At 38.0% G+C, this 16,741-nt stretch carries 19 protein-coding genes; 16 read left to right on the top strand and 3 right to left on the bottom strand.

The features are described from left to right. Positions 1 to 58 precede the first annotated feature (58 nt). Complete coding sequence (locus tag AC07YC_RS03395; protein WP_036123750.1) at positions 59 to 331, top strand: YlbG family protein; 273 nt, start codon at positions 59 to 61, stop codon at positions 329 to 331. Positions 332 to 333: 2 nt separating this feature from the next. On the opposite strand, the gene AC07YC_RS03390 is transcribed toward AC07YC_RS03395, so the two are convergent. After that, positions 334 to 723, bottom strand: a complete 390-nt coding sequence (locus AC07YC_RS03390; protein WP_494918352.1) for a DUF7147 family protein — start codon at positions 721 to 723, stop codon at positions 334 to 336. Between the two features lie 56 nt (positions 724 to 779). Here AC07YC_RS03390 and AC07YC_RS03385 point away from each other — a divergent pair, with 56 nt between their 5' ends. The 3 genes from AC07YC_RS03385 to coaD all read left to right on the top strand — a co-directional run bounded on the left by AC07YC_RS03385 (position 780) and on the right by coaD (position 3,332). Beyond that, entirely contained in the window at positions 780 to 2,201 is a 1,422-nt protein-coding gene (locus AC07YC_RS03385) for an RNA polymerase II (protein ID WP_494918351.1), read from the top strand. Positions 2,202 to 2,272: 71 nt separating this feature from the next. After that, the gene (gene rsmD, locus AC07YC_RS03380; protein ID WP_036127671.1) at positions 2,273 to 2,839 is read left to right on the top strand and encodes a 16S rRNA (guanine(966)-N(2))-methyltransferase RsmD; all 567 of its coding nucleotides are present in this window, start codon (positions 2,273 to 2,275) and stop codon (positions 2,837 to 2,839) included. Between the two features lies 1 nt (position 2,840). Next, positions 2,841 to 3,332: a pantetheine-phosphate adenylyltransferase gene (gene coaD, locus AC07YC_RS03375; protein ID WP_036123757.1), complete on the top strand. Its 492-nt coding sequence runs from the start codon at positions 2,841 to 2,843 to the stop codon at positions 3,330 to 3,332. Positions 3,333 to 3,394: 62 nt separating this feature from the next. On the opposite strand, the gene AC07YC_RS03370 is transcribed toward coaD, so the two are convergent. Next, the gene (locus AC07YC_RS03370) at positions 3,395 to 4,294 is read right to left on the bottom strand and encodes a hypothetical protein (RefSeq protein WP_230584838.1); all 900 of its coding nucleotides are present in this window, start codon (positions 4,292 to 4,294) and stop codon (positions 3,395 to 3,397) included. Positions 4,295 to 4,413: 119 nt separating this feature from the next. Here AC07YC_RS03370 and AC07YC_RS03365 point away from each other — a divergent pair, with 119 nt between their 5' ends. Continuing rightward, the gene (locus AC07YC_RS03365; protein WP_494918350.1) at positions 4,414 to 5,460 is read left to right on the top strand and encodes a SepM family pheromone-processing serine protease; all 1,047 of its coding nucleotides are present in this window, start codon (positions 4,414 to 4,416) and stop codon (positions 5,458 to 5,460) included. Positions 5,461 to 5,507: 47 nt separating this feature from the next. Here AC07YC_RS03365 and AC07YC_RS03360 read toward each other — a convergent pair whose 3' ends face one another. After that, complete coding sequence (locus AC07YC_RS03360) at positions 5,508 to 6,719, bottom strand: nucleotidyltransferase (RefSeq protein ID WP_391538871.1); 1,212 nt, start codon at positions 6,717 to 6,719, stop codon at positions 5,508 to 5,510. 166 nt (positions 6,720 to 6,885) lie between these two features. Here AC07YC_RS03360 and AC07YC_RS03355 point away from each other — a divergent pair, with 166 nt between their 5' ends. The 11 genes from AC07YC_RS03355 to AC07YC_RS03305 all read left to right on the top strand — a co-directional run bounded on the left by AC07YC_RS03355 (position 6,886) and on the right by AC07YC_RS03305 (position 16,706). Then, a complete protein-coding gene (locus AC07YC_RS03355; protein WP_336634417.1) occupies positions 6,886 to 7,419 on the top strand; it encodes a YceD family protein in 534 nt (177 codons plus the stop codon). A gap of 24 nt (positions 7,420 to 7,443) precedes the next feature. Then, positions 7,444 to 7,617, top strand: a complete 174-nt coding sequence (gene rpmF, locus AC07YC_RS03350) for a 50S ribosomal protein L32 (RefSeq protein WP_004224819.1) — start codon at positions 7,444 to 7,446, stop codon at positions 7,615 to 7,617. A gap of 162 nt (positions 7,618 to 7,779) precedes the next feature. After that, entirely contained in the window at positions 7,780 to 8,547 is a 768-nt protein-coding gene (locus AC07YC_RS03345) for an enoyl-CoA hydratase/isomerase family protein (RefSeq protein WP_336634416.1), read from the top strand. Between the two features lie 110 nt (positions 8,548 to 8,657). Then, positions 8,658 to 9,035, top strand: a complete 378-nt coding sequence (locus AC07YC_RS03340) for a transcriptional regulator (protein ID WP_036123766.1) — start codon at positions 8,658 to 8,660, stop codon at positions 9,033 to 9,035. Between the two features lie 185 nt (positions 9,036 to 9,220). Beyond that, on the top strand, positions 9,221 to 10,126 hold the full coding sequence (locus tag AC07YC_RS03335; RefSeq protein ID WP_336634415.1) for a ketopantoate reductase family protein: 906 nt from the start codon (positions 9,221 to 9,223) through the stop codon (positions 10,124 to 10,126). Beyond that, positions 10,123 to 10,518, top strand: a complete 396-nt coding sequence (locus AC07YC_RS03330; RefSeq protein WP_494918348.1) for a DUF3397 domain-containing protein — start codon at positions 10,123 to 10,125, stop codon at positions 10,516 to 10,518. Before AC07YC_RS03335 ends, AC07YC_RS03330 begins: the two co-directional genes overlap by 4 nt. Positions 10,519 to 10,793: 275 nt before the next feature. Beyond that, a complete protein-coding gene (bshC, locus tag AC07YC_RS03325; RefSeq protein ID WP_036123770.1) occupies positions 10,794 to 12,410 on the top strand; it encodes a bacillithiol biosynthesis cysteine-adding enzyme BshC in 1,617 nt (538 codons plus the stop codon). Positions 12,411 to 12,664: 254 nt separating this feature from the next. Further along, positions 12,665 to 13,096, top strand: a complete 432-nt coding sequence (mraZ, locus tag AC07YC_RS03320; protein WP_008173894.1) for a division/cell wall cluster transcriptional repressor MraZ — start codon at positions 12,665 to 12,667, stop codon at positions 13,094 to 13,096. A 62-nt stretch (positions 13,097 to 13,158) separates the two neighbouring features. Then, positions 13,159 to 14,109: a 16S rRNA (cytosine(1402)-N(4))-methyltransferase RsmH gene (gene rsmH / locus AC07YC_RS03315; RefSeq protein WP_036123772.1), complete on the top strand. Its 951-nt coding sequence runs from the start codon at positions 13,159 to 13,161 to the stop codon at positions 14,107 to 14,109. Beyond that, positions 14,110 to 14,481, top strand: a complete 372-nt coding sequence (gene ftsL2, locus AC07YC_RS03310; protein WP_008173890.1) for a cell division protein FtsL — start codon at positions 14,110 to 14,112, stop codon at positions 14,479 to 14,481. Beyond that, positions 14,478 to 16,706: a penicillin-binding protein gene (locus tag AC07YC_RS03305; RefSeq protein ID WP_494918347.1), complete on the top strand. Its 2,229-nt coding sequence runs from the start codon at positions 14,478 to 14,480 to the stop codon at positions 16,704 to 16,706. Before ftsL2 ends, AC07YC_RS03305 begins: the two co-directional genes overlap by 4 nt. The last annotated feature ends 35 nt before the right edge of the window (positions 16,707 to 16,741 follow it).

The following is a 16,741-nucleotide window of genomic DNA, read 5'->3' as shown; positions in this document are numbered from 1 at the left end:
GTTGCTATCATTTTCTGGTCTATGGTATTCTTTTAGGTAAGAAATGAGGGAATCCAATATGAACGAACGACAAGGGCTAATCGTTTACGTCCATCAATTAAAACATGCGAAGTCTCTTCGGAAATATGGTCATGTTCTTTATATTTCTAGAAGACAAAAATACGTAGTGCTATATTGTAATCGTGAGGATATTGAAATGTTGACAACAAAACTACAACGCCTTCCTTTTGTGAAAGACGTTGTGGAATCTTATCGTCCATTTGTCAAAACTGAATATGAAAATGCAAAGCCGGATAAAGCAAAGGAATATGACTATAAAGTAGGTCTATAATCTTATGATAATGCAGGTATATAGTTATTTAGTCTTAATATGCCGATTAAGTATTGATAAAATAGTTTTGATTCCGAAAATATAGATGAGTGCTTTATTTCTACAACAACTGCTTTTCGGTCTAGTTGTTCTATTTGTGCTTCAAACATTTTTTGTCGCTTAGTTGGTTCCTCATCATGATAAGGGATGCCTTCGCGACAAATATATATGGGCATGAATTTACTTTCGCCAACTGGTTTGAAGGCAACGGCTAAGGAGATTACCTTTTTATCTCCTTTTGTAGATGTTAGTAAAAAGGCCTGATGAAAGCGTTCCTGATTGGTTTTAATAATTTCAAGTAGCTCGTATACATCACCATAGCCTTCTCCTAATTCTATAAATTGTTGTGGCATAATAACTGCACATCCTTTCCAATACTCATAGTATCATGCTGCGGGAGGTCAAGCACATGAAATTTGCATTAAGCTTTTTTTCTATTTTAGTACTTATTATTTCAGGGACGTTATTTTTCCAGTATCATGCATACTCATCTGATTTAGAAACCGGCATAGGGGATTTTCATTACTCGCAGGAAATAGAGATTGTTTATCGTGAAAATAGCTTAGATATTCGTCAGCATTTTAAAAATTTACCCAATCAAAAGGTAAAAATTAAATGGCCAGAAAAGGCAACAAACCCTAGTTGCTTTATTGAGAATGAAAAAAGCTGTGATCGATTATCAGATGAGGTCTCTTATTTTGCAAAAGGGGAAACAAAATCACAATCTGTGTCATACATAATTCCGATTGAGGGTGGCTTGAAAAATAAGATGCTCCTTCAAGATGTTTTTGCTACACTAATAAATGGTGAAGCGTCCTATTCAATTGTTCATATTTCTACAGATAGTAAAATTAATGGACAATGGATTACAGGTTTGCCATTAGTAGGTCAACAACAGCTATCACTTGTTAACTATACGATGTTTAGAGGCAACGGGACTGTTCATGACCTTTATTGGCAAGCAGGAAAACTCAAAGTGCAAGAACAAACGCCTGTATTATCGATTTATGCTCAACAGGCTATTCCGAATGATTTCCTAAAATCATTAGAGAATTTACAGTTTTTAAATGATGAACATATTGCGATTATTCAAGAGAAAAGTCCTGTCCCAGTTCATGATGAAAGATTGTTATTTTTACCAACACTTACAGCACAAGCTGTTGAACAGGAAGTCATTTTGTCCCAAATAAAATCGCAGTATACATTTGTAGACTCACCAGAATGGTTGCTTGAGGTTATGGCATCCTATTTAGTAAACGATCCAATTGGTGGAGACAAAGCAAAGAAAATTGTGAAGACATTAAATGATTACATGACAGATAGTCAACAGCAGGCTTGGCAGGATAAGTTGAAAAAACTTGGAGATGAACCTCTATCACCAAAAACAATGGATGAGTATTTATCACAAGTGTTAGATGCTCAAACATCTTACTTTACGTTAAATGCGGCCCAGAAAGACGGAACGTACCCATTATTGTTTGAAGATTCTCGTGATGTGTATGTAAATGATGTATTGAAGGAAGACGTTCATGTTATTCTATATGAAGGGCAAGCGTTATATACGGCAGATACATTATTACCTTATCTTGGGTATACAGTTGGAGAAGGGAAGAACGGCTATTATGTAAATAGCGAGCATCGCACATTCCGATTCCCTAAAGAGCCTGGTTTCTATGTATTTAATCAGCGAAGATATCCAACTATTTCAGAGCCAATTATTAAAATTGCTAATCAATATTATGTGGAAGAGGCTTGGTTACAACGTTTATTCTTAGTTGAATTACAAAAGAAAGAGGAACGTATTCAAGTATTAACACAAGAGCAACAATAACTTTTGCAGCGGAGGGCTTTCCTTTCGCTGCAAAAATACTTTATATGGATGAAAGTACGGTGATAGCTTATATGAGAGTTGTAGCAGGAGAGCGTAAAGGAATGCCGCTAAAGGCGATAGCTGGGAATACGACGAGGCCTACAACTGATAAGGTGAAGGAATCGATTTTTAATATTATTGGTCCTTTTTTTGATGGAGGTACTGCACTTGATTTGTTTGCAGGAAGCGGTGGTTTAGGTATTGAATCACTAAGTCGTGGGGCAGAGCGTGCTATTTTTATTGAAAAAGATGCAAAAGCCTTTCAGGTGCTGCAAGAAAATATAAAAAAATGCCGTTACGAAGAACATACTGAGCTGTTTCGCATTGATGCAAAGCGTGCTGTGAAAGCGCTATTAAAGCGTGATATTACGTTTTCATTAGTTTTTTTAGATCCGCCTTATCATCAAAAGGAATATTATGACTTAGTGCAATTACTCGTGGATAATGAAAAAATTCAACAAAATGGTATTATTTTATGTGAACATGCTAAAGAAATAACATTACCTCAAAGTTTTGGTGAGTTTGTTTTAAAAAGACAAGAAACATATGGCGGAACAATTATTTCTGTTTATCGCTGTACAGAGGAAGAGGGAGAATAAGTTGTCAGAGAAAATTGCTGTAGTTCCTGGAAGTTTTGACCCTGTGACATTTGGCCATTTAGATATTATTAAACGTGCAGCCGATGTGTTCGATATCGTCTATGTAGCCGTATTAAACAATTCAGCAAAAAATCCGCTGTTTTCTGTAGAGGAGCGTATGGCTTTAATGGCTGAAGTAACAAAAGCGATACCTAATGTTCGCATAGAAAGTTCTTCAGGTCTTCTTATAGACTATGCTAAAGAAAAAAAAGCTAAGGCCATTGTACGTGGCTTACGAGCAGTTTCAGATTTTGAATATGAAATGCAAATTACTTCTATGAACCGTTTCCTAGATGAAACAATCGAAACATTCTTCATTATGACGAAGAATCAATACTCATTCCTAAGTTCCAGTATTGTAAAAGAGGTTGCGAAATATGGAAGTGATGTCAATGAGTTAGTTCCAGATTGTGTTGTACAAGCTTTAAAGGAAAAATATGGTTTTACCCAATAGTGGTTGAAGAGGATGTCGGTACTATACGCGGAACATCCTCTTTTTTTATCGGTGAAAACTAATTATTTCAGAAAAAATAGAGCATAAATAGTTGGTACAATGATTATGCTAAGGAGGCGAAATTTTAGATAAGGTCTCACAGAAAGTTTGGCGGATTTAGCAATCACAAAAATTTGTAAATGAATACTTATACTTTGCATCGTTAACAAAATGACGACTAGTAAAGAGGTATACGGGAAATCAGGGAAGGCCGTGACAGTCATTTTAAGACCATTTGTCACTTCTAGGATTGCGGCTAAGGACAGTTCAATCGTATAAGGTAGCTTCGGTATTAATTGATCTAAGCCCTGTTGCACGATAGTCTGAATGGTTGTGAAAAAGATAATGGTTGTACCCACTAATAAAATGGTTGGGGCAGTTTCTTTAATACTTTCTGAAAAGGGAGCTGTGTACAGTGTAGTATTGTGTACAGTAATGGTTGGTGAATCCGTTTTGCGGTATAAAAAGTAACCAGTTACTAAGCAACAAATATTAAACATATGTAGTAAACATAAAAACAACCATCCAAACGTATTACTGTGTAGTAAATCAAGGCTTACAAACCCTAACACGAATAATGGACTTGGTGCATGACAAACGGCAAGTAGAAAATTTGCTTCCTTAGGATGTAATTGTCCACTGTTTTTTAAATAAACAATAGTGGTCGCTCCAGTAGGATAGCCTCCAAGTGCGCTAATAATGTAGGCTTGTACGTATAAAGAAGCTCTTTTTGTTTTGGTACGCATAGGGGCTGTTAAACGCAGGAGCCATTGTGTTAACACCAAATACGGCAGTAAATACGGAAATAGCGCCTCCATGAAAAGAGATAAGCCTAAATCAGTACCACTATGAGCGGTTTGTGGGAATAACAAGAGTAAGAGAATTAGAATTACGCAGAGCGCTATTTGAATTGTAGCAAACATATGATCATCTCGTTTCAACTTTTTGTCATTCACATAGGCAAATGCTAAAATTAATATATGTGTGAAAGGCAAAAACATGAACGTATGGTTTTTGCAAGCGTCCTAGGAGGTGTATTCAAGTGAAGAGAAAAATTGGCATTTATGCGGTGTTAATAGTCGTGATTTGTTCTATGATGTTATACCGACTAGACGCGTATATTATGAAACCTGGTAGTGCCTATGATGTCAGTAAATTTGTTACGGTCGATAGCAAAGAGGCAGATAGTTTAGGGTCTATGAGTTTGATGACGGTCGCCATGCAGCAAGCCACACCGTTTTCATATTTATGGGCTAAAACTCAAAAGTATCAAAAGCTCATGGATATTGAACAAGTCCGAAATCCATTAGAGGATGATGAGGAATATAATGTTCGACAGTTAAAATTAATGTCAGATTCTCAATTTAATGCTAAATATGTAGCTTTCCAAAGTGCGGGATTAGAGACAAAAGTTCATTTTAATGGTGTCTTTATCTTAAATGTATTGGATGGTGGTGCTTCAGATGGCATCTTAAAAGCCGGGGATGAAATAATTGAAGTAGATGGGCAAAAAATAACTAATCAGCAAATGCTTGTTGAGCTTTTACAGCCTAAACAGCTCGGGGATCAAGTATCGATTCAATTTTTACGTAATGAAGAACAGCAGAAGGCAACCATTACATTGAAAGAAATACCAAATGCACAGGAGCATAGAGCCGGTTTAGGGATTTCTTATACAGAAAGCAAATCGATAGAAACCAATCCACAGGTGACAATGAAGACAGAGGATATTGGTGGTCCTTCTGCAGGATTAATGTTTACACTTGAAATATTAGATCAACTTCTGGATGAGGATTTAACGAAAGGGTATGCCATCGCAGGTACAGGAGAAATGCTAGTTGATGGATCTGTTGGCCGAATTGGCGGAATTGACTATAAGATTATAGCGGCTGATCGTGATGACATGGAAATCTTTTTTGCCCCTGATGATGAAATTTCTCCAGAAATGAAGGCGAAGTATCCAGAGTTAGAATCCAATTATACGACTGCTGTAAAAACAGCGAAGGAGATTGGGACAAAGATGAAAATTGTACCAGTGAAAAACGTGGACGATGCCATCAATTATTTAAAGCAGCTACAACCAAAATAAAAGACGATAAAGGGATGCTAGAACCCATCTAGCATCCCTTTATGACCTTAATAACGGATTGGTGGTGTTTGATAATCTTTTGGAAGACTTGGCGCTGTAACGCCTTGCTCTATACTTAAATTGTATAGCTCTGCAGCATGAATATCGATGGCTAGCATAGCATCTTTTGCAGCAGCCACACGGCTTATTAAAGGTAATTCGATACCTTTTTTACGCTTTCCTAAATAAGCTTGGCCAGTTTCGCTCATGCCTAGTAAACGGATAAATGATGGGGCTTCAAAGCTGTGTAGCTGTTCTTTTGTAAATCCTGTATAAATATGTGTAATCATACGTTGAAGACGGGTCCAGGTATAACGTTTCGATTTTATTTTTTCCATAAAGCTATTAAAGGATGAGCTGCTTTTGGCTGCTTTCATAATCGCATTCTCAATCCCCTCAGTTACTTCTGCATAACGAGTGAGCTCAGAAGGCGTGTGTCTCATAATCGTGAACTGTAATAGTGGCCAAAATGATTCCCAGCTAGCAAATTTTTTATAATGTCTATGCCAGTCTGCTAAATAATCAAAAGATGCCTCCGGAACAACCTTTTGAACACTCTGTAAAGAACTTGTAGTTGCTAGTGCCTTACGTATTCCTGTAGCGCTTGCGATGGAGGCATCCTCTTTAAGTGCATCATGATAGCCTGCTGCAATACGAGGGATGGTAAGTGGCTGGATGTTACTGTTCAGCGTTCTCGCCGCCTCTAGATAATGAAAGCCAAGAATATTATTGGGCTGTGCAAGATCGATGTATGGAGCAGGGAACTTCTGAGTAAGCTGTTCATAGGCGTAATATAGGCTTTTAGGATAGCTAGCGCCTGTTTTAAGGCTGTCTTTAATAAGTGCGTCATACTCTGTACGATTATTGTCAATCAACTCAAACGTGTTCAAGAACGGTTGGATAGAGCCATCCTCACTACCAAAAGCAAAGGAGTCACAGCCAACAGCAGTTAATAATGAAATCGCACCCTTGGCGAAATCAGTAGCAGGAGCTGTACTATAGACATAAGGTAGCTCAATGACAATGTCTACACCACCTGCGAGTGCCATTTTTGTACGTGTCCATTTATCTACCATAGCTGGTTCACCGCGTTGTAAAAATGTTCCACTCATAACAGCGATGACAATATCTGCTTTCGCTACTTTTTTAGCCTGTGTTAAATGATAGGCATGTCCGTTGTGAAAAGGATTATATTCAACAACAATTCCAACTGCTTTCATGCTTTCCCTCCTGATTATTTATGTTTTATGGTAAGCTGTTTAGAGCAAATATACTTCTTATAGTATATAATTATAGGTAGGTTTTAAAGAGGTGACAAGAAATTATCTTGACATCTATTTTTACACATTATATAATCAACATTGTTGTCTCGAGGTGATTAAACGAATGAAATGGTCAATTCATCAATTATCTAAATACCGCCAAAACGGGATGCCAATCGATGCCTTTGTCCAACTGGACGAAGTGATGGAGCGAAACCAGGATATTCGAGCAATTTCGCCCGTTCATGTAAAAGGGCTATGTACTTTTGGTGCATCGCAAATGACATGTCAGTTAACTGTGACAGCGACGTTAACGCTACCATGTGCTCGCACGTGGGAGGATGTTGAGTTTCCTATCGATGTTGAGACAGTTGAAATTTTCAGCTGGATTGACGAAGATCAACGAGGAGACGATGACGGAGACATTCACTATATTAACGGTGAAGTCATCGACATGAAACCAGTTCTTGAGGAGCTAGTGCTGCTCGAGGTACCTATGCAATTATTCAAGGAAAATACCGAAGGACAAGTGCAAGGCGGTAAAAGCTGGTCTTATGCAACAGATGAAGACGTAGAGCTACACAAAAAAGCTGACGAACAAAAAGTGGATCCAAGACTAGCTGCTTTAGCTAAGTATTTTGATCAAACAGACGAATAGACGATCTGTAAGGAGGTGCCATCAATGGCTGTACCATTTAGAAGAACTTCTAAAACTGCAAAAAGAAAGCGTCGTACGCATTTCAAATTATCTGTACCTGGTATGGTAACTTGCCCTAACTGTGGTGAGGCTAAATTATCACACCGTGTTTGCAAAGCTTGCGGACAATACAAAGGTAAAGAAGTAGTAAGCAAATAATACAGTGTTTGCTCACTTAAAAGGCTAGTAGAGAGACCATGGCTCTTTACTAGCCTTTTTTGATGGCTTAAAAACAGAATATTGCGTTGATTGTGAAGTTTAATATAATAGTGAAATAATTGTATGATACAATTTGTTCATGGAAACAAAGGGGGAAATAGTATGAGTTATACGATCGACAATCATGATGGTGTTATGACTTTTACGATTAATCGAGAGGAGAAGCGTAATGCTGTCAATGATGAGGTTATGAATGGCCTTCAGGAAGTCATTACGTATATTCGAAAGCATGAGGATGTGCGTTTTTTAGTAGTGACAGGTGCTGGAGATAAATCATTTTGCTCTGGAGGGGATTTATCTGAGTTTCATTCGCTGGAGACGGAGGATGAGGCATTTGGTATGTTAAGTAAGATGGGGAAAATATTATATGACCTTGCGACACTCCCGGTGCCCACTATAGCGCTTATAAATGGTACCGCAGTTGGTGGTGGTTGTGAGATTGCCACTGCTTGTGATTTTCGTTTAGTGGCAAGCCATGCGAAATGTGGTTTTATTCAAGGAACCTTAGCCATTACGAGTGGTTGGGGTGGTGGTACATATCTTTTTGAAAGAGGTTTACGTCATGACCGTGCATTAAAAATGCTTGTGGATGCGAAGCCATATCCTGCGCAGCTGCTCTATGAAATTGGATGGGCAATGCGAGTTTTTGAAGGCTCAAAAGAAGAGGCGTTAAATGATTTTATTGAACATATGCGAAAAATTCATCCTTCTGTTCATAAAGCTTATAAGGAAATCGAGCTTCGTAAATGGCGAGAACGAAATATGTATGAGAGGGTGATGGAGGAGGTTCGTACGTGTGCAAAATTGTGGGAAAGCGAAGCACATCATCTGGCTGTTAATAATTTCTTAACAAAGAAGAATAATAAGTGATGTATAAAGACAGTGGTGAAAGAAAAACATAATCACTGTCTTTTTTCATGCAATGATTCTATTTTGCTTGCTACCGCATATAGTAGTAAAAAATGCGAGGGTGATAGATTATGGAATTGAAAAAAAGAAAAGATCAATGGACAAAGGAAGACGATGAAAGACTAGCAGAAATTGTCTTGCATAATGTGCAAAATGGCAAAACGCAGTTGGAGGCTTTTGAAATGGCGGCTGTGGAACTGGGTCGCACAAAGCAGGCGTGTGGCTTCCGTTGGAATAAAACTTTACGTGGACAATATAGTCAGTCATTATTAGCTGTACGAAATCAACCCCAACAATCTATGCGAAGTCACTTGAAATTGGCATTGACAAGTTTTGACGAATTAACAGATGCTTATCAAACCCTTGAAATGAGACATCGTGAGTTGCAAAATGAACATGAGAAATTAGTGAAGTGGCTGCAGCAAGGTTATTCGTTAATGAAAGATTAAACTTCAGTAACTATGAAGAGCATACAATATTTATCTTTCCTAGAGATAAAACCCTTTCTGAATATCGTCAATAAACAGCCAATCTTGTATAATAGAAGAACCTGCTTAGGGGTGCCTTAGAATTTATTCTGAGGCACCTTATTCTTATAGCTTCATAATGTGGAGAGGAAAGGATGTAAAATGAAATGATCAAGGTAGCAGTTATTGGTGCTGGAGCGGTTGGACAATTAACAGCAAGCTTTTTAGCGGAGTCGGGAATGTCAGTATCGTTAGTGACAAGAAAACAGGAGCAGGTAGAAGAGCTAACTACCAATGAATTAACACGAATGAATGTTGATGGAACTAAAACTGTACAAAAAATTGCTTCTACAACAAATTTAACTGCATTACCACCTCAAGATTTAATTGTGATTGCTGTTAAATATGTTCATTTACAAAATCTCTATGACCAATTAGCATCACTATCAACTGAAATACCTTTGCTCTTTATGCAAAATGGCTTAGCTCATTTTGAGGAGGCACGAAGTTTACCTCAAAAAAATATCGCGTTTTGCTCCGTTTCTTTTGGTGCGCAATTGCGGAATCAAACAACGGTTCAGCATAGAGGGATTGGTCCTTGTAAAATAGCTATCGAACGAGGGGAACAGCCTGTTTTTCTAAAGTTATTACAATTACAAAATCCATTGTTTCCTGTTGAAATGGTCGATAATGCGGAGAAGATGCTGTTTGAAAAAGCAATATTCAATAGCTTAATCAATCCATTAACTTATGTATTACAAATGAAGAACGGAGAACTTGTGACTAATACAGGAGCGTATGCCCTTTTGAAGAATATTTATCAGGAGTTAACGATTGCGTTCGAAGATATTGAGCGCACTATAACTTTTGGAGATGTGGTAGACTTATGTAGGCAAACAGCCGAAAATACATCTTCCATGCTTGCGGATCGTATGCAGGGAAGAAAAAGTGAGATTGAAACAATTGTTGGTGCCATTTTGGATAAAGCTTTAACAAATGGTCATCATTTGCCTACTTTGCGTACTTTATATCTCCAAGTACTTGCGATAGAGGAGAGCGGTGAACAAAGTTGAAAGACCTTTTACATATTATTGTTAGTATCGTTATTTTTTGCCCAATTGTTCTTTTTATTATCGTCTATTTAATTAGCCGGAAAGTTAAAATACGTGGCACGCATGCATTTGGTGCGGCCTCTGATGTGACAACCTTCTGTTTGTTCTTTTCAGTCCCCTTAGGTATTGGGGTACTGTGGCAAGTAAATGTAGGGGGACTTTTAGTCATCCTTGCAATAATGATGGCTATGATTTTTACATATATTGAATGGCGGACAAAAAAAGAAATAGAAGTGAAGCCTTTATTAAAGAAAATTTGGCGTTTTTTATTTTTATTACTGAGCATCGGTTATGTTGTGATCTGCATAATCGGTGTCATTCAGTCCCTTGTAGACTATTTACAGGTTGCCTAAGCATTTTCTTTTCATGTTGGAGCTATAAGGGTTAAAATAATAGCATTATAAAGTAGATATAAAAAATCATTCTTTATGGATGGGAAACTGATTAAACGTCATAAAGCCTAGTGCTAGAAGAATAGTTCAATAATATTGCACAGTGCTATGTACATGGTGGGGGAAATGCAATATGGGCTAAAAACATTTACAGCATCATGTGCATAATATGTGGGGGAATCAATTTCTCGTTATAAGTAAAATAATGATTGAGTGAGTAGAGGAGCTTATGTTAAATGAAACTGGAGTCTATCCAAGTACCTATAAAAAATAATGTGCTAGCCGATTACTGGTCGCCAAATACTGCCATTCATCAGTTTTTTGAATACGATTTTAATGATCAGGCTTTTGAGGAAAGAGCGAAGCATTTAGCACAACATGCCAGAGATCAAAAAGAGCTGACAGCCATCATCCGTCAATTTATGGAGCCACTAGGGCTATCACAAAAAGCGAATGAACATTTACAACAACTAGAACAAGGAGCTATGGTCATAATCGGTGGCCAACAAGCAGGTATCTTAACTGGCCCTCTTTACTCCGTTCATAAAGCGATTTCAGTCATTGTGTTAGCAAAAGAGCAAAGTGCGAAGCTTCAAAAATCTGTCGTACCTGTTTTTTGGATAGCTGGAGAAGATCATGATTTGGAAGAAATTAATCATACTTATACGGTGCATGGTGAGTTATTAAAAAAACGTGCATACAGTGAGCGCTCTAGACGTAAAACAATGGCCTCGGCAACAATGCTCAATAAAGAGTCGATGACACAATTTATTAATACCATTGTTAGAGACATAGGGGAAACCGAGTATACAGAGGCGCTTATTAAACAATTAGTAGATGTGCTAAACGAAAGTGAGACATTTACTGATTTCTTTGCGCGCTTAATGAACCAATTATTTAAAGATGAAGGGTTACTGTTCATTGATGCAGCGGATTATAATTTCCGTCAATATGAAAGTAACAATTTTGCACACATCATTCAGCATAGTGAAGAAATTGCTAGAGTTGTAACAGAAAAGGAAGAGCTGCTAGAGCAAACGGGCTACGGTAAACCTATTTTAGCGACAAGAGAGGCAGCTAATCTATTCTATGTAGAGGATGGAGAACGTCATCTTTTGGAAAGAAAAAATGATCTATTTATTAATTTAGCGGCAAACCTTAAGTTTACTCGTGAAGAGCTACTAGAGATTGCCGAGAAATATCCAGAGCGTTTGAGTAATAACGTAGTGTCACGTCCGTTAATGCAGGAAATGACGTTCCCTGTACTGGCATTCGTCGGTGGCCCTGGTGAATTAGCTTATTGGGCAACATTAAAAAGTGCATTTTCTGTATTAGACCTACAAATGCCTATTTTTGCCCCTCGCCTTCATATGACGATTGTGACGCGTCATGTAGAGCAATTATTGTGTGAACATCAATTGACTGTTACAGATGTTTGGAATGGCAAAGCTTTAGAAATGAAAGAGCGTTTTATTGATGATGTGCAGGATAGTGAGGCTAAACGTCAAATTCAGGCTATGGAGCAGTTGTTAGCAGAAAAGTACAGTGAGCTTGCATCGTATTTAGAGGAACAGCATTTAACTTTAGATAAAATCCTTGTGAAAAATCAAGAAAATCATGCAAAACAATTTGACTATCTTCAGCAAAAAATCGAGCAAACTGTACTCGACAAGCATGAAACTACTATCCGCAAATTTACGACGCTACAAAATGAGTTGTATCCAAACGAAGGTTTCCAGGAAAGAACTTATAATCCATACCAATATTTTAATGAGTTTGGACCTATGTTGATTGCTGAAATGTTAAAGCAAAACTATAGTATTGGCAAACACCACTATTTACTTTATTTATAAACCTATGCGCCAGGTTCTTTATACCTAGGTGATTTTTTGATACAATATGGATTTGATGAATTTTGTCTATAAAAATAGTATTTAGAGAGCTATCCTCCTAAGGATAGCTCTTTCTTTATGTCATTTAGCATATATCAAAAATTTCCATCAAGGTCTAATTGCACATTAAGAGATAAAATGTCAAGTTTTTTTTAAAAAAAGTGGAGGAAAGTGGGGGGATGTGGTACATTATTTAATAAAGTGGGGTGAGTAGTATGTTCATGGGAGAATATCAACACTCCGTTGATGCGAAAGGGCGATTAATCGTGCCGGCAAAATTTCGTGAAGCTTTAGGCGAAGCGTTTGTTGTCACAAGAGGTCTCGATAACTGTCTATTTGGCTATCCTATGAATGAATGGCGAAAACTCGAAGAAAAGTTAAAAGATTTACCGATGACCAAAAAGGATACACGTGCATTTGCAAGGTTTTTCTTTTCTGGCGCAACAGAGGTAGAAATAGACAAGCAGGGGCGAATTAATATTCCAGCTACTCTTATGCAACATGCACATCTTGTAAAGGAATGTGTAGTGTTGGGGGTTTCAAATCGAATTGAGATTTGGGCTAAGGATGCATGGGAAGCTTACTTCAGCGAGTCTGAACAATCTTTTAATGAAATTGCAGAAAATATGATTGGCTTTGATTTTTAACTTTTGATAAGCATGTCCATTCAAAGATGACATGAGGTTAAGGCCTGAAAGGAGCGAGTGGTATGTTCGATCATACAACCGTGTTATTAAAAGAAACTGTTGATGGGTTGAACATCGATCCTGATGGTGTATATGTGGACTGTACGTTAGGTGGTGCAGGCCATAGTGAATATTTAGTGCAACAATTATCTGATAAAGGCCGTTTAATTTGTTTCGATCAAGATATGACGGCTATCGAAAATGCGAAAATTCGATTAGCGCCTTATATTGAGCGCGTCACATTTATTCATTCGAATTTCCGGTATTTAAAAGAAGAATTATTAGCTCATGGTTTTGAACAAGTGGATGGTATTTTATATGACTTAGGCGTATCTTCACCTCAGTTAGATACCCCTGAGCGAGGCTTTAGCTATCACCATGATGCACCACTTGATATGCGCATGGATCAAACGGCAACACTTACAGCTTTTGAAGTTGTCAATCAATGGGCATATGAAGATTTAGTACGTATTTTTTTCCGTTATGGAGAAGAAAAGTTTTCAAAGCAAGTTGCTCGTAAAATTGAAGAGGCTCGTAAGTCAGCACCAATTGAAACAACTGGACAACTTGTAGAGCTTATTAAAGAGGGTATTCCAGCAGCGGCACGCCGAAAAGGTGGGCATCCAGCAAAGCGCATTTTCCAAGCAATAAGAATTGCTGTCAATGACGAGTTAGGCGCGGCAGAGGATTCATTAGTCGATGCGATAGATATGATAAACGTAGGTGGACGCATTAGTGTCATTACGTTCCATTCATTGGAGGACCGCCTATGCAAGACAATCTTTAAGGAAGCGTCATCATTACCGGAATTACCACCAAATTTACCAGTAATTCCAGATGACATGAAGCCAACTTTAAAGCTTATTTCACGAAAGCCAATTCTTCCTTCAGATGAAGAATTAGAAGTGAATAATCGGGCTCGTTCAGCAAAGCTTAGAGTGGTGGAGAAAATTAACGACAAAGGGCGTGAGTAAATGGCAGCCGTACGTGTAAGGCAACAGCACCAACATCAACAAGTGCAACAACCGATAACACCACCTAGTCCACAACCCACTATCATACGTCGTAAAAAAACGAACCAGAAGTTTGAGAAGACAATGCTAATTGTTTTAGTTAGCATTATTGCTGTATTAGGAGTCCTAGTATTAAATAAACAAGCAGCTATTCAAACGACAAGCATGGACATTCAAAAGATCGAATCAGAAGCAGATGAGATTGCAAAACAGAATGTTGACTTAACGGTTCGTGTAAGTGAACTTTCTACATACGATAACATATGGAAAAAAGCGAAAGAACTCGGTTTAACTCAAAATGAGAAAAATGTAAAGGTAGTGCCGGGAGAATGAAAAAAAAGAGATTTCGATTCCAATGGGGAGCCTTTCTATTAATGATTTTTTATGGAGGGCTCTTTTTTCTATTATTCACAAGAATGGTGAACATTCAGGCGACAGGGCAAGTAGAAGGACAGGAGCTTGCAGCAAGAGCAGCTGCTAAGTATGGTAAGGAAAGTGTTATCACAGCAAACCGAGGAAAGATTTATGACCAAAACGGTCAAGTGATTGCAGAAGATACGTTAAGTTATCGCCTAGTTGCAGTCGTAAGTGAGGCAGCTACTACAGATCCAAAGAAACCTAGGCATGTGGTAGATGCTGAAAAAACGGCTCAAGTTTTAGCGAAGTATATTCCAGCAATGCAAGGAAAAGAAGATGAAGTTCTTAAAAAACTAAATAACCGTTATAGAAGCGATGGTGAACCATTATATCAAGTGGAATTTGGGAGTTCCGGACGCGGTATTAGTCACGAGGTTATGAGTAAAATTAAGGAAGAAAAATTACCGGGAATTCTATTTGTTAGTGATTTAAAACGTTATTACCCAAATGGTGTCTTTGCCTCCCATTTAATTGGCTATGCACTGAAAAAGGATAATGCGGACGGAACTGTTACTACAAAAGGAGAAATGGGCCTAGAGTATACGTATGACAAAGAACTGACAGGTGTTAACGGTAAAATGAAATACGAAACAGATGCTTTCAGTTATTTATTACCGAACAGCGAGAAGATGGTGACACCTGCTAAAGATGGGGACGACATTTATTTAACGCTCGATAAAACCATCCAAAGCTTTTTAGAGGAAGCAATGACAAAGGTTGAACAGGAATATAATCCTGAGTCCATGACGGCTGTTGTAGCAGATCCGAAGACTGGGAAAATATTAGCGATGTCTCAGCGTCCTACATTTAACCCAGAAACACGTGATAGTCAAAATATGAAATGGCTGAACGAGGTAATTGAAGAAACGATTGAGCCTGGTTCAACGATGAAAACATTTACACTAGCTTCAGCTATTGATACAAATACATGGCAACCAAACACATTCTACCAATCAGGTTCTTATACTATACTTGACCGTACTATCCGAGATCATAATCAGGTCGGTTGGGGCCCTATCACCTATTTAGAAGGATTCCAACGATCTTCGAATACAGCCATGGCAAACTTATTAAAATTAATTGGTGAAGATGTCTTTATTGAGTATTTAGATCGCTTTGGCTTTGGGCATAAAACCGGAATTGATTTACCGAATGAAGCGGCAGGTACAATATTATCAAAATATCCAATTCAACGAGTAACGACAACATATGGGCAAGGGTCAACCGTAACACCTATCCAAATGATCCAAGCCATGACTGCTATTGCGAATGATGGTAAGATGATGCAGCCTTATGTGATTGACCGTATCGTTGATTCATCAACAGGGAAGGTTATTCAAAACCATGAACCTGTTGAAAAAGGACAACCAATCAAAGCAGATACAGCGAAACAAGTACGAGAAATCCTTGCCTCTACACTGACATCTGAATTTGGTACTGCGAAGGATTTTATACTAGAGGATTATGAGGTTGCAGGGAAGACAGGGACAGCACAAATTCCGAGAGCAGATGGTACATATGCTTGGGGTGCTAACCAATTCCTCTATTCATTTTTAGGAATGGCTCCTGTCGATGATCCTCAGCTCATCATGTATGTCTCAGTGAAAAAACCTAAGTTAAATAATGAGCTTGGATCAGTCCCGGTATCTAAAGTGTTTAATCCTGTTATGTTAAATAGCTTAAAGCACCTTAATATTAATCCAGGTGATGTACAGTATGTGGACAAGGTAGATGTGAAGGATTATACAGGCCAAAGTGCTGAGGCGATTGAAGTAGAGCTAGAAAATGATGGATTACAGCCTGTTATTGTTGGAAGCGGGGGTAAAATCATAGATCAATATCCGAAAGATACTAAACAACTAGTTAAAGGTAGTTATGTATTTTTGAAGACGGATGGAGATATCATATTGCCAGACTTTACGAATTGGTCATTGAGAAATTTACTTGTTTTCAAATCTATGACAGGGGTAGAGATGGAGATTTTCGGTGAAGGCTTTGTAGCGAGTCAAAGTGTGTCTCCAGGGACTACTATAACGGATAATTCACCGATTGTTGTTAAGCTCAAAACACCTGCTGAAAGCTTTGTACAAGATGTCGAGGCAGCTTCTGAGGGTGAAATTGAACAAGTAGAAGATGAATAATACTGAATAGAAGTCCACTTTATTTCATACGTTGT

Source organism: Lysinibacillus sp. GW247-5R2A (assembly GCF_059424475.1).
Note: the sequence above shows the minus strand (reverse complement) of the source record. Positions and strands in the feature narration are given on the sequence as shown.

What these genes read in the sequence shown, in the direction of transcription:
- AC07YC_RS03355 (WP_336634417.1), top strand. Translation starts at nt 6,886, where the DNA reads ATGAAATGGTCAATTCATCAATTATCTAAATACCGCCAAAACGGGATG.
- AC07YC_RS03395 (WP_036123750.1), top strand. Translation starts at nt 59, where the DNA reads ATGAACGAACGACAAGGGCTAATCGTTTACGTCCATCAATTAAAACAT.
- rpmF (WP_004224819.1), top strand. Translation starts at nt 7,444, where the DNA reads ATGGCTGTACCATTTAGAAGAACTTCTAAAACTGCAAAAAGAAAGCGT.
- AC07YC_RS03335 (WP_336634415.1), top strand. Translation starts at nt 9,221, where the DNA reads ATGATCAAGGTAGCAGTTATTGGTGCTGGAGCGGTTGGACAATTAACA.
- AC07YC_RS03360 (WP_391538871.1), bottom strand. Translation starts at nt 6,719, where the DNA reads ATGAAAGCAGTTGGAATTGTTGTTGAATATAATCCTTTTCACAACGGA.
- bshC (WP_036123770.1), top strand. Translation starts at nt 10,794, where the DNA reads ATGAAACTGGAGTCTATCCAAGTACCTATAAAAAATAATGTGCTAGCC.
- AC07YC_RS03340 (WP_036123766.1), top strand. Translation starts at nt 8,658, where the DNA reads ATGGAATTGAAAAAAAGAAAAGATCAATGGACAAAGGAAGACGATGAA.
- AC07YC_RS03385 (WP_494918351.1), top strand. Translation starts at nt 780, where the DNA reads ATGAAATTTGCATTAAGCTTTTTTTCTATTTTAGTACTTATTATTTCA.
- AC07YC_RS03345 (WP_336634416.1), top strand. Translation starts at nt 7,780, where the DNA reads ATGAGTTATACGATCGACAATCATGATGGTGTTATGACTTTTACGATT.
- ftsL2 (WP_008173890.1), top strand. Translation starts at nt 14,110, where the DNA reads ATGGCAGCCGTACGTGTAAGGCAACAGCACCAACATCAACAAGTGCAA.
- rsmD (WP_036127671.1), top strand. Translation starts at nt 2,273, where the DNA reads ATGAGAGTTGTAGCAGGAGAGCGTAAAGGAATGCCGCTAAAGGCGATA.
- rsmH (WP_036123772.1), top strand. Translation starts at nt 13,159, where the DNA reads ATGTTCGATCATACAACCGTGTTATTAAAAGAAACTGTTGATGGGTTG.
- mraZ (WP_008173894.1), top strand. Translation starts at nt 12,665, where the DNA reads ATGTTCATGGGAGAATATCAACACTCCGTTGATGCGAAAGGGCGATTA.
- AC07YC_RS03305 (WP_494918347.1), top strand. Translation starts at nt 14,478, where the DNA reads ATGAAAAAAAAGAGATTTCGATTCCAATGGGGAGCCTTTCTATTAATG.
- AC07YC_RS03390 (WP_494918352.1), bottom strand. Translation starts at nt 723, where the DNA reads ATGCCACAACAATTTATAGAATTAGGAGAAGGCTATGGTGATGTATAC.
- AC07YC_RS03370 (WP_230584838.1), bottom strand. Translation starts at nt 4,294, where the DNA reads ATGTTTGCTACAATTCAAATAGCGCTCTGCGTAATTCTAATTCTCTTA.